We start from the raw sequence: 12,257 nt of genomic DNA, 5'->3' as shown, positions 1-12,257 counted from the left end.
GTGGTGTTTAGTAGTTGTGCGTACAAAATGAAGTTTGCCCTCAAAATGAACGTCACAGATTAAACACGACGACGCTTTGGAGGACGAGAACCATTGTGAGGCACTGGCGTAACATCGCGAATGGCACTAACTTCCAAACCAGTAGCTTGTAAAGCACGGATAGCGGCTTCACGACCTGAACCAGGGCCCTTAACAGCGACTTCAACAGTCTTCATGCCATGTTCCATTGATGCCTTAGCAGCAGCTTCTGCGGCCATTTGAGCAGCAAAAGGTGTTGACTTACGGCTACCCTTGAAACCTAATGAACCAGCTGATGACCATGCAACGGCGTTCCCTTGCATGTCAGTGATCATAACAAGTGTGTTGTTGAACGTTGAATGGATGTGAGCCACACCAGATTCAATGTTCTTCTTTACCCGACGACGACGGGTTGTCTTTCTAGTTGCCATAAAATTCGAAAACCTCCTTTATTATTATTTTTTACGTCCAGCGATGCTGACCTTTTTACCCTTACGAGTACGAGCATTGTTCTTCGTGTGTTGACCACGAACTGGTAAACCACGACGATGACGCATACCACGGTATGAACCGATTTCTTGCAATAACTTGATGTTCATACTTACTTCACGGCGTAAGTCACCTTCAGTTTTGTAACCATCGACAACGGCACGAATCTTATCTTCCTGGTCAGGAGTTAAGTCACGTACACGAACGTCTTCTGAAACACCGGCTTCAGCAAGGATCTTCTGTGCAGAAGTGTTACCGATACCGTAGATGTAAGTCAAACCAATGACAATACGCTTGTCACGTGGTAAGTCAATTCCTTCAATACGAGCCATTAATATTTCACCTCCAACTTAATTAAATTATTTACCTTGGCGTTGCTTATGCTTTGGGTTAGCAGAGCAGATAATCATCACGCGGCCTTTACGACGAATAACTTTGCAGTGTTCGCACATTGGCTTTACAGATGGTCTTACTTTCATGAATTTTTACCTCCTATAAGGTACGTAGACCGAGCCTACTTGAAACGGTAGGTAATCCGGCCCTTAGTTAAATCATAAGGTGACATTTCAACTGTAACCTTGTCACCAGGCAAGATCCGAATGTAATGCATCCGAATTTTACCTGAAACGTGTGCCAAGATTTCAGCGCCGTTTTCAAGTTCAACCTTAAACATCGCATTAGGCAATGTTTCTTTAATGGTGCCTTGAATTTCGATGACGTCTTCCTTTGCCAAATACTGTCCCTCCTTATTCTCAGATTCCGTGCTGCCACGTATTTGGTCCTTTTATGAACCAGTCATTGTCTAATCATAACATTAAGAAAATATTAAATCAGTCAACGGCTAAACCTGAATAAGTTTATCACAACGGCCTTTGAAAAGCAAACGCCGAAGCTTAGGAACCCTGGTTTTAGAGGTTATCAAGAATGTGCTTGATATCTTTGTAGACATCATCAATGTCGCGATCACCGTCGACATTGTAGAGTAACTTCTCTTGACCGTAATAATCGATCAATGGCGTGTTCAACTTAACGTTGACACCCAAACGATTCTTAACGGTTGCAGGCTTGTCATCATCCCGTTGATAGAAATCATGGCCACCACAGACGTCACAGGTTCCTTCTACCTTAGGCTTGTTGTACAACTTATGATAAGTTGCGCCACAAGTCCGGCAGATAAACCGTCCGGAAAGCCGTTCAACTAACACATCGGGTTCAACATGAATGTTGATGACCCCGTCTAAAAGTTTGTTGAGCTTCTCGCCGATTTCTTTTAAAGCATGAGCTTGATCGATGTTACGTGGGTAACCATCTAATAGGAAACCATTTTTCGTATCCGCTTCGGCCAACCGGTCTGAGACGATGCCGTTAGTGACTTCGTCTGGAACCAGGTTACCAGCATCAATATACTTTTTGGCTTCCAAGCCCATCTTTGTTTCGTTCTTAATGGCTGCCCGGAAAATATCTCCAGTTGAGATATGTGGAATATCAAAATCTTCAAGAATTTTCTGAGCTTGGGTCCCTTTACCAGCACCAGGTAGTCCCATTAAAATCAGGTTCATTGTTGACATGTTTTTCCCTCCAGAATGCACAAATGTGCTGAGTCTCCCCAACACATTCGCTGATTAACGAATGAAACCGACATAGTCTCGTTTCATCATTAATCCTTTAATTTGACGAATTGTTTCAAGGGCAACCCCGACAACGATCAGTAAACTCGTCCCACCTAAACCAATGGATTCATCCAGACCCCAAATATCAGAAGCTAATAATGGAATCAATGAAATCAACCCAAGGTAAAGGGAACCGACCGTACTTAACCGCATTAACAATTTTGAAACCCAGTTTTGAGTATCTTTACCTGGCCAAACACCAGGAATATAGCTGCCTTGCTTTTGTAAGTTCTTAGAGAGCTTTTCAGGATTGACCTGAACAAACGCATAGAAGAACGTGAAGAGCACGATTAGAACGGTATAAAGTATCGCACCAGTCGTTGACTGCATATTGAAGATATTACTCAAAACGGTATACCAAGTTTCATCACCATGACTGGATTGGAAACCAAGTAAAATCGTTTGGGGCGTTGCAATGAAGGAACTCGCGAAAATGACAGGAATAACCCCGGCAACGTTCACCTTTAATGGTAGGTAACTACTGTCAGGTGCACCAGCTGCACGTCGAGTATATTGAATTGGAATTCGGTCGTTCGCTTGTTCGACCCACGTTACAAACATAACGATAATCAACACAAGCAGCGCTAAACCGACAACAAACAACCCACTCTTCCACCAATCGCTCTGTGAAACGTTAACGAACTGTTCTTGATAAATTTGATAAATCGAAGTTGGCATGCGGGCGATGATCCCGGCGAAGATAATAATGGAAACCCCATTACCAATCCCACGATCCGTAATCATATCACCCATCCAAGTGGTCAACATCGCCCCACCAGTGAGGATAACCCCAATGGTCAGGTAAGTTGAAATGCTTGGATTATCAACCAGCTTAAGTTGACTCAATGAGTTAAACCCAGCTGTGATCCCAATCGATTGAACGAAGGCCAAGACGATCGTTAACCAACGCGTCGCTTGATTAAGCTTACGCCGACCAACTTCACCTTGTTTGCCCCATTCAACAAACTTCGGAACAATGTCCATTTGTAACAATTGAACGATGATTTGTGCAGTAATGTAAGGGGATACCCCCATAGCAAGGATGGAATAATTTGTTAAACCGCCACCACTGAATGTATTCAACATACTTATCAGCCCTGAAGATGCCACCGACTGAAGCGCCTGGGCATTGACTCCGGGAACTGTGATATAAGAGCCAAGACGAAATACAATCAAAACGCCCAATGTGAATAGAAGTTTATTCCGAATATCCTTTACTTTGAGAGCGTTCTTCATGGTAGTCAGCAAATTAGATCACCTCAGTTTTACCGCCAGCAGCTTCAATGGCTGCAACCGCCGTTGCAGAGAACTTGCTTGCCTTAACTGTTAACTTTTTGTTGAGTTTACCATTACCAAGAACTTTAACAGCAGAACTCTTCTTAACTAAGCCAGCTTCCTTTAATGATTCTGGTGTAACTTCAGCACCATCATCAAAACGGTTGAGGCCGTCAAGATTAACAACCGCATATTCTTTACGGTTAATGTTAGTAAATCCACGTTTAGGAATCCGACGGTACAATGGCATTTGGCCACCTTCGAAACCTACACGAACCTTACCACGCGCCTTTTGACCTTTTTGGCCACGACCAGAAGTCTTACCTTGGCCACTTGAGTCACCACGACCAATCCGACGACGTGAAAAACGTGAACCTTCACTAGGTGTTAATTCATGTAACTTCATTTAGTAGGCACCTCCTCTTTGAAAATTTGAATTACTTGATGATTTCGACATCGACTAAGTGTGCGATGTGGAAGATTTGACCGCGAGTAGCCGCGTCATCAGGTTTAATAACGGAACTGTTGATCCGGCCTAAACCTAATTCCTTAACGATTTTACGTTGCTTAGGAAGACGATGAGCAGCACTGCGTACTAAAGTGATCTTTAATTGAGCCATGTTGTTTGTCCTCCCTATTCAGCTAAATGTTCGGCTGAAACGCCACGTAAAGCAGCGACTTGTTCAGCAGTCTTTAAGCTCTTCAAGCCTTCGAACGTTGCACGAACAACGTTAACTGGCGTGTTTGAGCCTAATCGTTTACTAGTAACATCATCCACACCGGCTAATTCCATGACGGCACGAACGGCGCCACCAGCGGCAACACCAGAACCTTCAACGGCTGGCTTAAGCATGATGCGGCCACCACCGTAAACACCAAGTGCTTCATGAGGAATGGTGGTACCAACCATTGGTACAGTGATCAAGTTCTTTTTAGCAGCTTCGGAAGCTTTCCGAATTGCTTCTGGAACTTCTTGAGCCTTACCAGTACCGAAACCAACGTGTCCTTTGTGGTCCCCAACGATTACTAATGCAGCAAAACGTAAGCGACGACCACCCTTAACAACTTTGGTAATCCGGTTAATGGCAACAACATTATCGTCAAGATCTAATTTTGATGGATCAATGAAAGTCATATGGTATTATTCCTCCTTTGTTAGAATTTAAGTCCGTTTTCACGAGCGGCTTCAGCCAAAGCTTGAACCCGACCATGATATAAGTAACCGCCACGGTCGAAAACTACATCAGTAATTTTCTTTTCAGCAGCCCGTTTAGCAACAACTTCACCGACAGACGCAGCTTGTTCAGTTTTGTTGTTACCCTTAACTTCGCTATCTAAAGTTGAGGCACTTGCGAGCGTTACACCCTCTACATCATCAATAACTTGAGCGTAGATGTTTTTGTTTGAACGATAAACATTTAAGCGTGGGCGCTCAGCAGTACCAGAAATCTTACCGCGAACACGTGCGTGACGACGTTGACGTGTTTTGTTTTTATCTGGTTTGGAAATCACAATAGTCACCTCTATATATTAGTATGGACAGCTTTAAGCTGCATTATTTACCAGTCTTACCTTCCTTACGACGAACATATTCATCGACGTAACGAATCCCTTTACCTTTGTAAGGTTCAGGTGAACGAACGGCCCGAACTTCGGCAGCAAAGTCACCAACAGCTTGCTTACCAATACCAGAGATATTGATGTGCGTGTTGTCAGGAACTTCAATTGTCAAGTTTTCTGGCGTTTCGAATTCAACAGGATGTGAGTAACCAACGCTTAATACTAACTTCTTGCCTTGCAATTGGGCACGGTAACCAACACCGACCAATTGAAGGTTCTTAGTAAAGCCTTTAGTAACTCCTTCAACCATGTTGTTCACATTAGCACGGGTAGTACCGTGTAATGCCTTCATCTTGTAGTCATCTGATGGACGAGTGAATTTAACTTCGTTGCCTTCAAACGTCATCGTAATATCACTGGCAATGTTGCGCGTCAAAGTACCCTTAGGACCTTTAACCGTAACGACTTCACCAGCTTGTGATACTTCTACCCCAGCAGGTAGTTCAATTACTTTATAACCAATACGACTCACTTACTTGCACCTCCCGTCTTAATTAATGATTACCAAACGTAAGCTAATACTTCGCCACCAAGCTTCTTGGCGCGAGCTTCTTTATCAGTAATAACACCTTCTGAAGTTGAGATGATAGCAATCCCTAAACCGTTTAAAACCTTAGGAACAGCATCAGCCTTGACGTATGAACGTAAACCTGGCTTTGAAATACGCTTCAAGCCACTGATTACACGTTCGTTGTCCTTACCATACTTCAAGAAGACGCGGATGATGCCCTGTTTGTCATCATCGATATATTCAACGTCGCGAACAAAACCTTCATTCTTTAAAATTTCAGCAATGTTCCGTTTGATTTTTGATGCAGGAACTTCTAATGAATCGTGGCGTACCATGTTAGCGTTACGGATACGAGTCAAGAAATCTGCGATTGGATCAGTCATCATGAAAGTTTAACCTCCTTTAACTTGGGTTTATTTTTACCAGCTGGCCTTTTTCATACCAGGGATTTGACCTTTGTGGGCCAGGTCGCGTAAGCAGATACGGCACAAGTGGAATTTACGGTAAACTGAATGTGGACGACCACAACGTTCACAACGGGTGTAGTTTTGTACGTTAAACTTAGCACCGCGCTTTTGTTTAGCAATTTGTGATTTTTTAGCCAACTTCGATTAACCCCCTTCGGTTATTTAGCAAATGGCATGCCAAATTGAGTTAACAACTCACGTGATTCTTCATCACTATCAGCTGTCGTAACGATTACAATGTCTAAACCGCGAACACGGTTAACATTATCATAGTTGATTTCTGGGAAGATCAATTGTTCACGGACACCCAATGTGTAGTTACCGCGACCATCGAATGAACGAGTACTTACACCATGGAAGTCACGAACACGTGGTAATGAAACATTGATCAACTTGTCCAAGAAGTCATACATACGTTCACCACGTAAGTCAACCTTGGCACCGATTGCCATACCTTCACGAAGACGGAAACCAGCGATAGATTTCTTTGCCCGGGTAACCAATGGCTTTTGACCGGAGATCAAAGTTAATTCTTCAACTGCTTCGTCTAAGTTTTTAGCGTTGGTAACTGCATCACCAACACCCATGTTCAAAACGATTTTAGCCAGCTTTGGCACTTGCATTACTGAAGTGTAGTTGAACTTGTCAACTAATGCTGGGACGATTTCTTTTTCATATTGAGCTTTTAAACGGTTTTCCATGAAACTTGCTTCCTCCTTTCAGTCAGTCTTAGTTTTCTAAGTCTTTACCAGACTTTTTAGCGTAACGGACACGCTTGCCATCTTCACGACGAACACCTAAACGTGTAGGTTCGTTGGTTGATGGGTCAAGGAACATAACGTTTGAAGCATCGATTGGTGCTTCGATGTCCACGATACCGCCTTGTGGGTTAACGTTCGTTGGTTTTTGGTGTTTCTTGATCTTGTTAACACCTTCAACAACGATCCGGTTCTTGGCAGAGATAACCTTTTTAACAGTACCTTCTTGACCACGATCCTTACCGCTGATTACTCGAACTTTATCACCAGTTTTAATCAACATTAGGTTGCGCACCTCCTTATTTACGGTGTGTGACTAGAGTACTTCTGGCGCTAATGAAACGATACGCATGAAGTCTTTATCACGTAATTCACGAGCGACAGGGCCAAAGATACGAGTACCTTGTGGCGTCTTGTCATCACGAATAATAACTGCAGCATTTTCATCAAACTTGATGTATGAACCGTCAGCACGGTGAACACCAGACTTAGTCCGGACGATTACGGCTTTAACGACATCATGAGCTTTGACAACACCACCGGGTGTTGCTTGTTTGACCGTAGCAACAATGATATCACCGATGTTAGCAGTTTTCCGACCAGAGCCACCTAATACCTTAATAGTAAGGATTTCACGGGCACCGGAGTTGTCAGCAACTTTTAAACGACTTTCTTGTTGGATCACAGTAAGTGTCCTCCCTTCATGTAATTTTATTCAGCTAATAATCTAGATAATAACAGCTTTTTGAACAACTTTAATTAAGCGGAAACGCTTAGTAGCTGATAGAGGACGAGTTTCCATGATCTTGACGATATCGCCAATTTTGGCTTCATTCTTTTCATCATGAGCCTTGAATTTCTTTGAATAACGAACACGTTTGCCGTAAACTGGATGGTTCTTGTAAGTTTCGACAATAACAACAATGGTCTTGTCCATCTTGTCAGAAACAACGCGTCCTTGGATCACCTTACGGCTGTTACGAGTATCTTCACTCATTCGTGATTGCCTCCTTTATACTCTACTTGTTTAACTCTTGTTCACGCAACGCAGTTTTAATACGCGCAATGTTCTTACGAACTTGTTTTAAACGAGCGGTGTTTTCAAGCTGACCAGTGGCCAATTGAAAACGCAAGTTGAAAAGTTCGTCTTTGTAAGACTTTTCTTTTTCGAGCATTTCAGTAGTGGACAATGCCTTAATTTCCTTAGCCTTCATCTGATTCGCCACCTACTTCCTCGCGCTTAACAATCTTAGTTTTAACAGGTAACTTAGTTCCAGCCAAGCGTAAAGCTTCGCGTGCAACTTCTTCAGGGACACCGGCAACTTCAAACATAACCTTGTTACGTTTAACTGGTGCTACCCAACCTGCAGGAGTACCTTTCCCATTACCCATCCGGACACCAACACCTTTTTCAGTGTAGGACTTGTGAGGGAAAATCTTAATCCATACTTTACCGCCACGCTTCATGTAACGGTTCATAGCAACACGGGCAGCTTCAATCTGCCGGTTGCTGATCCAGTGTGATTCAAGGGTTTGTAAACCGTAATCACCAAAAGCAACTGTTTTACCGCCTTTAGCTTCACCGCGCATTTTACCACGGTGAACACGACGATACTTAACCCGTTTAGGTACCAGCATGTTTAGTTTCCTCCTTTAGCAGATTTCTTTTCTGGCAAGATTTCGCCACGGTAGATCCAGGTCTTAACACCTAACTTACCGTATGTGGTCCGTGCTTCGACCCATGAATAGTCGATATCGGCACGTAACGTATGCAATGGAACAGTACCATCTGAGTATGCTTCAACACGAGACATGTCGGCACCGTTTAAACGGCCAGCAACTTGTGTCTTAATACCCTTGGCACCGGAACGCATTGTACGTTGCATTGCGCCACGCATAGCACGACGGAAAGCAACCCGGCCTTCCAATTGACGCGCAATACTTTCACCAACTAATTTGGCATCCAAATCAGGCTTCTTGATTTCGATGATGTTGATGTGTACTCGCTTACCAGTTAAATTGTTTAATTCCTTACGAAGTGCTTCAACTTCAGAACCACCCTTACCAATAACCATCCCTGGTTTTGCGGTATGGATTGAAATGTTGACGCGGTTAGCCGCGCGTTCGATTTCAACGGTGGAGACGGAAGCGTCGGCAAGTCGTTGTTCGATATACTTACGGATGCGTAAATCTTCGTTCAAGTAGGCAGCAAAGTCTTTTTCAGCATACCATTTTGCTTCCCAGTCGCGAATGATTCCTACACGTAATCCGGTTGGATTTACTTTTTGACCCACGCGTTATCCCTCCTATTTTTCAGTAACTGTGATCGTAATGTGGCTAGTCCGCTTGTTGATTGGTGAAGCAGAACCCTTTGCCCGTGGACGGAACCGTTTTAAGGTTGGTCCTTCGTTAACAAAAGCTTCGCTTACAACCAAATCTTCACGATCTAAGTCAAAGTTATTTTCAGCGTTAGCAACAGCAGAAAGCAAAACCTTTTCTACTACTGGAGAAGCACCCCGTGGAGTGAACTTCAGGATTGCTAAAGCTTCGGCAACACTTTTACCTCTGATAAGATCGACAACTAGGCGGACCTTACGAGCGGCAATACGAACAGTTTTTGCAGTTGCACGTGCAGATGTTACTTGTTCAGCCATTCTTTATATCCTCCTAACTATTACTTCGTTTTCTTATCGTCAGTTCCATGACCATGGAACGTCCGTGTTGGTACAAATTCACCTAACTTATGACCAACCATGTCATCTTGGATGTAAACTGGGACATGCTTGCGACCATCATAAACAGCGATTGTGTACCCAATGAAACTTGGGAAAATTGTTGAACGACGTGACCACGTCTTGATGACAGATTTCTTGTCAGAATCAGATTGTGCATCGACTTTCTTTAATAAATGCGCATCTGCGAAAGGTCCCTTCTTTAAACTACGACCCATCGTGTGACCTCCTCTCGATAACTACAGTAAATTCAAATTTTATTAATGCTTGCCTGGACGACGACCACGAACGATAAGCTTGTTTGAACGAGCCTTCTTGTTCCGAGTCTTCTTACCAAGGGTCTTCTTACCCCATGGAGACATTGGTGATGGATGACCGATTGGCGCTTTACCTTCACCACCACCATGAGGGTGATCGTTAGGGTTCATTACAGAACCACGAACCGTTGGGCGTTTGCCTTGCCAACGTGAACGACCGGCTTTACCTGAGTTGATCAATTCATGTTGTTCATTACCAACAGTACCAACAGTGGCACGGCTAGTTAAAAGAACTAAACGAACTTCACCAGAAGACAAACGAACGATTGCGTACTTGCCTTCCTTACCAAGTAATTGAGCTGAAGTACCGGCTGAGCGAGCCAATTGGCCACCCTTACCAGGCTTCAATTCGATGTTGTGAATAACAGTACCAACAGGGATGTTAGTTAATGGCAATGCGTTACCAACCTTGATGTCGGCTTCGGCACCTGATTGTACTTGCATACCAACTTCCAAACCTTTTGGTGCTAAGATATATGATTTAACACCGTCAGCGTAAACTAATAATGCGATGTTTGCTGTCCGGTTAGGATCATATTCGATTGCCTTAACGGTTGCTGGAACTTCGTCCTTAATCCGCTTAAAGTCAACCAAACGGTATTGTTGCTTATGACCGCCGCCACGATGACGAACAGTAATGTGACCATAACTGTTACGACCGGCAGTGTGACTTTGTGAGTCTAATAATGACTTTTCTGGCTTCGTCTTAGTGATTTCTGAGAAATCAGAAGCAGTCATATTACGACGGCCGTTAGTGGTTGGTTTATACTTCTTAATACCCACTAGAGTTACCTCCTAAATTAGATTTATTGTTGATCGTCGTTGAACAACTTAATTTCGTTAGAATCAGAACTTAAGGTAACAATCGCCTTACGACGCTTCTTAGTGTAGCCGGCGTAACGACCTTGACGCTTAAGCTTCCCTTTAACGTTCATAACGTTAACTTTAACGACTTTGACATCGAAGATTTCTTCGATTGCTTTTTTAACTTGCGTTTTTGTCGCCTGTACGTTGACATCGAATGTATAGCGCTTGTCGTCCAAGTCAGCCATTGATGCTTCAGTAACGACAGGGCGTAAAATTACATCGCGTGCTTCCATTATGCGAGCGCCTCCTCTAATTGATCGAGGGCTTTTTGGGTAACGACTAATTTGTCACTATTAGCGACATCTAAGACGTTAACACCTTTGGCTTTTAGGATCTTAACATTTGGTAAGTTACGACCTGCCAAAGCAGCCTTTTCATTGTCCTCTTCAACCAAAACAAGAGTCTTGGTATCGACGTTGAGGTTGTTTAACACATTTACAAATTCCTTAGTCTTTGGTGCGTCGAAAGCTAAGCTATCAACTGCAACTAAGCTGTTGTCTAAGACCTTTTGTGAAAGGACAGACTTCAAAGCTAAGCGCATAACCTTCTTAGGTAATCTGTAACTGTATGAACGAGGGGTTGGTCCGAAGACAATCCCACCTTTACGCCATTGTGGTGAACGGATTGAACCTTGACGCGCACGACCAGTACCCTTTTGACGCCATGGTTTACGACCACCACCGCGACGAGCACTACGGTTCTTAACTGCGTGAGTTCCTTGACGCATTGATGCACGTTGCATCAAGATGGCATCAAAAACCACGTTTTCGTTTGGTTCAATACCAAACACAGCGTCGTTCAAAGTAACGTCACCATTTTGCGTACCGTCTTGTTTAAATAATGCTACGCTAGTCATGTATTATGTCCTCCTTCCTTATTTACTCTTAACTGATGTTTTAACTGTAACAAATGACTTGTTGGCGCCAGGGACATTCCCTTTAATTAATAAAACGTTGTTTTCAACGTCGGCACGAACAATTTGTAAGTTTTGCATCGTCCGTTGGCGATTACCCATCCGGCCTGGTAATTTCTTACCTTTGAAGACACGGTTGATAATAGCACCCATTGAACCAGGACGACGATGGTAACGAGAACCGTGAGCCATAGGTCCACGACTTTGGCCATCCTTATGGATATTACCTTGGTAACCATGACCTTTAGTGATACCCGTAACGTCTACGGCGTCGCCAGCTGCGAAAATATCCGCTTTGACTTCGTCACCTACTGTGTAATCTCCAAGCTCAACATTACGAATTTCACGAATGAAGCGCTTAGGAGTCGTTTTTGCTTTTGCTGCATGACCTTGAGCAGGTTTGTTCGTCAAGACTTCGCGTTTGTCGTCAACACCTAATTGGATTGCTTCGTAACCGTCGTTTTCAACAGTCTTAACTTGCAACACAACGTTAGGTTGAACTTCAACAACTGTAACGGGAACTAATTCGCCGCTTTCAGTGAAGACTTGCGTCATTCCTACCTTTTTCCCTAAGATTCCTTTAGTGGTCATGAGTACACCTCCAATTAATTGATTTTAGT

General features: G+C 43.5%; 26 protein-coding genes. All 26 read right to left on the bottom strand.

Translation table 11 applies throughout. The features are described from left to right. Nucleotides 1-59: 59 nt before the first annotated feature. Complete coding sequence (gene rpsK / locus KGF70_RS04605) at nt 60-449, bottom strand: 30S ribosomal protein S11 (protein WP_003638085.1); 390 nt, start codon at nt 447-449, stop codon at nt 60-62. 24 nt (nt 450-473) lie between these two features. Beyond that, a complete protein-coding gene (gene rpsM / locus KGF70_RS04600) occupies nt 474-839 on the bottom strand; it encodes a 30S ribosomal protein S13 (protein WP_003638084.1) in 366 nt (121 codons plus the stop codon). A 27-nt stretch (nt 840-866) separates the two neighbouring features. After that, nucleotides 867-986 (bottom strand): 50S ribosomal protein L36, encoded by a 120-nt coding sequence (rpmJ, locus tag KGF70_RS04595; RefSeq protein WP_003638083.1) that lies wholly within the window; start codon nt 984-986, stop codon nt 867-869. A 35-nt stretch (nt 987-1,021) separates the two neighbouring features. Then, nucleotides 1,022-1,240: a translation initiation factor IF-1 gene (gene infA / locus KGF70_RS04590; protein ID WP_003638082.1), complete on the bottom strand. Its 219-nt coding sequence runs from the start codon at nt 1,238-1,240 to the stop codon at nt 1,022-1,024. Nucleotides 1,241-1,415: 175 nt separating this feature from the next. Next, on the bottom strand, nt 1,416-2,066 hold the full coding sequence (locus tag KGF70_RS04585) for an adenylate kinase (protein ID WP_301554452.1): 651 nt from the start codon (nt 2,064-2,066) through the stop codon (nt 1,416-1,418). Between the two features lie 63 nt (nt 2,067-2,129). Next, a complete protein-coding gene (gene secY / locus KGF70_RS04580) occupies nt 2,130-3,425 on the bottom strand; it encodes a preprotein translocase subunit SecY (protein ID WP_021337916.1) in 1,296 nt (431 codons plus the stop codon). Between the two features lies 1 nt (nt 3,426). Beyond that, nucleotides 3,427-3,858 (bottom strand): 50S ribosomal protein L15, encoded by a 432-nt coding sequence (gene rplO, locus KGF70_RS04575; protein WP_003638079.1) that lies wholly within the window; start codon nt 3,856-3,858, stop codon nt 3,427-3,429. 31 nt (nt 3,859-3,889) lie between these two features. Next, the gene (gene rpmD / locus KGF70_RS04570) at nt 3,890-4,072 is read right to left on the bottom strand and encodes a 50S ribosomal protein L30 (protein ID WP_003638078.1); all 183 of its coding nucleotides are present in this window, start codon (nt 4,070-4,072) and stop codon (nt 3,890-3,892) included. 14 nt (nt 4,073-4,086) lie between these two features. Continuing rightward, nucleotides 4,087-4,587: a 30S ribosomal protein S5 gene (rpsE, locus tag KGF70_RS04565; protein WP_003638077.1), complete on the bottom strand. Its 501-nt coding sequence runs from the start codon at nt 4,585-4,587 to the stop codon at nt 4,087-4,089. A 20-nt stretch (nt 4,588-4,607) separates the two neighbouring features. Continuing rightward, on the bottom strand, nt 4,608-4,973 hold the full coding sequence (gene rplR, locus KGF70_RS04560; protein ID WP_033618852.1) for a 50S ribosomal protein L18: 366 nt from the start codon (nt 4,971-4,973) through the stop codon (nt 4,608-4,610). A gap of 34 nt (nt 4,974-5,007) precedes the next feature. After that, complete coding sequence (rplF, locus tag KGF70_RS04555; protein WP_216767697.1) at nt 5,008-5,544, bottom strand: 50S ribosomal protein L6; 537 nt, start codon at nt 5,542-5,544, stop codon at nt 5,008-5,010. A gap of 29 nt (nt 5,545-5,573) precedes the next feature. Further along, nucleotides 5,574-5,969, bottom strand: coding sequence for a 30S ribosomal protein S8 (rpsH, locus tag KGF70_RS04550; protein ID WP_003638074.1), 396 nt, complete (start codon nt 5,967-5,969; stop codon nt 5,574-5,576). Between the two features lie 33 nt (nt 5,970-6,002). Continuing rightward, the gene (locus KGF70_RS04545; protein WP_003638073.1) at nt 6,003-6,188 is read right to left on the bottom strand and encodes a type Z 30S ribosomal protein S14; all 186 of its coding nucleotides are present in this window, start codon (nt 6,186-6,188) and stop codon (nt 6,003-6,005) included. A 20-nt stretch (nt 6,189-6,208) separates the two neighbouring features. After that, nucleotides 6,209-6,751: a 50S ribosomal protein L5 gene (gene rplE / locus KGF70_RS04540; RefSeq protein ID WP_003638072.1), complete on the bottom strand. Its 543-nt coding sequence runs from the start codon at nt 6,749-6,751 to the stop codon at nt 6,209-6,211. A gap of 28 nt (nt 6,752-6,779) precedes the next feature. After that, entirely contained in the window at nt 6,780-7,091 is a 312-nt protein-coding gene (gene rplX, locus KGF70_RS04535) for a 50S ribosomal protein L24 (protein ID WP_003638071.1), read from the bottom strand. A 33-nt stretch (nt 7,092-7,124) separates the two neighbouring features. Continuing rightward, nucleotides 7,125-7,493 (bottom strand): 50S ribosomal protein L14, encoded by a 369-nt coding sequence (gene rplN / locus KGF70_RS04530; RefSeq protein ID WP_003638070.1) that lies wholly within the window; start codon nt 7,491-7,493, stop codon nt 7,125-7,127. 42 nt (nt 7,494-7,535) lie between these two features. Continuing rightward, nucleotides 7,536-7,805 (bottom strand): 30S ribosomal protein S17, encoded by a 270-nt coding sequence (rpsQ, locus tag KGF70_RS04525; RefSeq protein WP_216767696.1) that lies wholly within the window; start codon nt 7,803-7,805, stop codon nt 7,536-7,538. Nucleotides 7,806-7,827: 22 nt separating this feature from the next. Beyond that, nucleotides 7,828-8,022, bottom strand: a complete 195-nt coding sequence (gene rpmC, locus KGF70_RS04520) for a 50S ribosomal protein L29 (RefSeq protein ID WP_003638068.1) — start codon at nt 8,020-8,022, stop codon at nt 7,828-7,830. Beyond that, nucleotides 8,012-8,446 (bottom strand): 50S ribosomal protein L16, encoded by a 435-nt coding sequence (gene rplP / locus KGF70_RS04515; RefSeq protein WP_003638067.1) that lies wholly within the window; start codon nt 8,444-8,446, stop codon nt 8,012-8,014. Before rplP ends, rpmC begins: the two co-directional genes overlap by 11 nt. Before the next feature lie 2 nt (nt 8,447-8,448). After that, nucleotides 8,449-9,102, bottom strand: a complete 654-nt coding sequence (rpsC, locus tag KGF70_RS04510) for a 30S ribosomal protein S3 (RefSeq protein ID WP_003638066.1) — start codon at nt 9,100-9,102, stop codon at nt 8,449-8,451. Between the two features lie 12 nt (nt 9,103-9,114). Continuing rightward, nucleotides 9,115-9,462 (bottom strand): 50S ribosomal protein L22, encoded by a 348-nt coding sequence (gene rplV / locus KGF70_RS04505; protein ID WP_003638065.1) that lies wholly within the window; start codon nt 9,460-9,462, stop codon nt 9,115-9,117. 20 nt (nt 9,463-9,482) lie between these two features. Continuing rightward, nucleotides 9,483-9,758: a 30S ribosomal protein S19 gene (gene rpsS, locus KGF70_RS04500; RefSeq protein WP_216786415.1), complete on the bottom strand. Its 276-nt coding sequence runs from the start codon at nt 9,756-9,758 to the stop codon at nt 9,483-9,485. 42 nt (nt 9,759-9,800) lie between these two features. Further along, entirely contained in the window at nt 9,801-10,640 is an 840-nt protein-coding gene (rplB, locus tag KGF70_RS04495; RefSeq protein WP_003638063.1) for a 50S ribosomal protein L2, read from the bottom strand. 23 nt (nt 10,641-10,663) lie between these two features. Continuing rightward, nucleotides 10,664-10,957 carry a 50S ribosomal protein L23 gene (rplW, locus tag KGF70_RS04490; protein WP_003638062.1) on the bottom strand — a complete coding sequence of 98 codons (294 nt, stop codon included), beginning with the start codon at nt 10,955-10,957 and terminating at the stop codon, nt 10,664-10,666. Next, on the bottom strand, nt 10,957-11,580 hold the full coding sequence (gene rplD, locus KGF70_RS04485) for a 50S ribosomal protein L4 (RefSeq protein ID WP_050338977.1): 624 nt from the start codon (nt 11,578-11,580) through the stop codon (nt 10,957-10,959). Before rplD ends, rplW begins: the two co-directional genes overlap by 1 nt. An 18-nt stretch (nt 11,581-11,598) precedes the next feature. Next, a complete protein-coding gene (gene rplC / locus KGF70_RS04480; protein ID WP_003638060.1) occupies nt 11,599-12,228 on the bottom strand; it encodes a 50S ribosomal protein L3 in 630 nt (209 codons plus the stop codon). Nucleotides 12,229-12,257: the final 29 nt, after the last annotated feature.

This window comes from Lactiplantibacillus sp. 7.2.4 (genome assembly GCF_018991185.1).
Lineage (GTDB): Bacteria > Bacillota > Bacilli > Lactobacillales > Lactobacillaceae > Lactiplantibacillus > Lactiplantibacillus pentosus.
Note: the sequence above shows the minus strand (reverse complement) of the source record. Positions and strands in the feature narration are given on the sequence as shown.

What these genes read in the sequence shown, in the direction of transcription:
- rpsK (WP_003638085.1), bottom strand. Translation starts at nt 449, where the DNA reads ATGGCAACTAGAAAGACAACCCGTCGTCGTCGGGTAAAGAAGAACATT.
- rpsM (WP_003638084.1), bottom strand. Translation starts at nt 839, where the DNA reads ATGGCTCGTATTGAAGGAATTGACTTACCACGTGACAAGCGTATTGTC.
- rpmJ (WP_003638083.1), bottom strand. Translation starts at nt 986, where the DNA reads ATGAAAGTAAGACCATCTGTAAAGCCAATGTGCGAACACTGCAAAGTT.
- KGF70_RS04585 (WP_301554452.1), bottom strand. Translation starts at nt 2,066, where the DNA reads ATGAACCTGATTTTAATGGGACTACCTGGTGCTGGTAAAGGGACCCAA.
- rplO (WP_003638079.1), bottom strand. Translation starts at nt 3,858, where the DNA reads ATGAAGTTACATGAATTAACACCTAGTGAAGGTTCACGTTTTTCACGT.
- rpmD (WP_003638078.1), bottom strand. Translation starts at nt 4,072, where the DNA reads ATGGCTCAATTAAAGATCACTTTAGTACGCAGTGCTGCTCATCGTCTT.
- rpsE (WP_003638077.1), bottom strand. Translation starts at nt 4,587, where the DNA reads ATGACTTTCATTGATCCATCAAAATTAGATCTTGACGATAATGTTGTT.
- rpsH (WP_003638074.1), bottom strand. Translation starts at nt 5,969, where the DNA reads ATGATGACTGATCCAATCGCAGATTTCTTGACTCGTATCCGTAACGCT.
- rplE (WP_003638072.1), bottom strand. Translation starts at nt 6,751, where the DNA reads ATGGAAAACCGTTTAAAAGCTCAATATGAAAAAGAAATCGTCCCAGCA.
- rplX (WP_003638071.1), bottom strand. Translation starts at nt 7,091, where the DNA reads ATGTTGATTAAAACTGGTGATAAAGTTCGAGTAATCAGCGGTAAGGAT.
- rpsQ (WP_216767696.1), bottom strand. Translation starts at nt 7,805, where the DNA reads ATGAGTGAAGATACTCGTAACAGCCGTAAGGTGATCCAAGGACGCGTT.
- rpmC (WP_003638068.1), bottom strand. Translation starts at nt 8,022, where the DNA reads ATGAAGGCTAAGGAAATTAAGGCATTGTCCACTACTGAAATGCTCGAA.
- rplP (WP_003638067.1), bottom strand. Translation starts at nt 8,446, where the DNA reads ATGCTGGTACCTAAACGGGTTAAGTATCGTCGTGTTCACCGTGGTAAA.
- rplV (WP_003638065.1), bottom strand. Translation starts at nt 9,462, where the DNA reads ATGGCTGAACAAGTAACATCTGCACGTGCAACTGCAAAAACTGTTCGT.
- rpsS (WP_216786415.1), bottom strand. Translation starts at nt 9,758, where the DNA reads ATGGGTCGTAGTTTAAAGAAGGGACCTTTCGCAGATGCGCATTTATTA.
- rplW (WP_003638062.1), bottom strand. Translation starts at nt 10,957, where the DNA reads ATGGAAGCACGCGATGTAATTTTACGCCCTGTCGTTACTGAAGCATCA.
- rplD (WP_050338977.1), bottom strand. Translation starts at nt 11,580, where the DNA reads ATGACTAGCGTAGCATTATTTAAACAAGACGGTACGCAAAATGGTGAC.
- rplC (WP_003638060.1), bottom strand. Translation starts at nt 12,228, where the DNA reads ATGACCACTAAAGGAATCTTAGGGAAAAAGGTAGGAATGACGCAAGTC.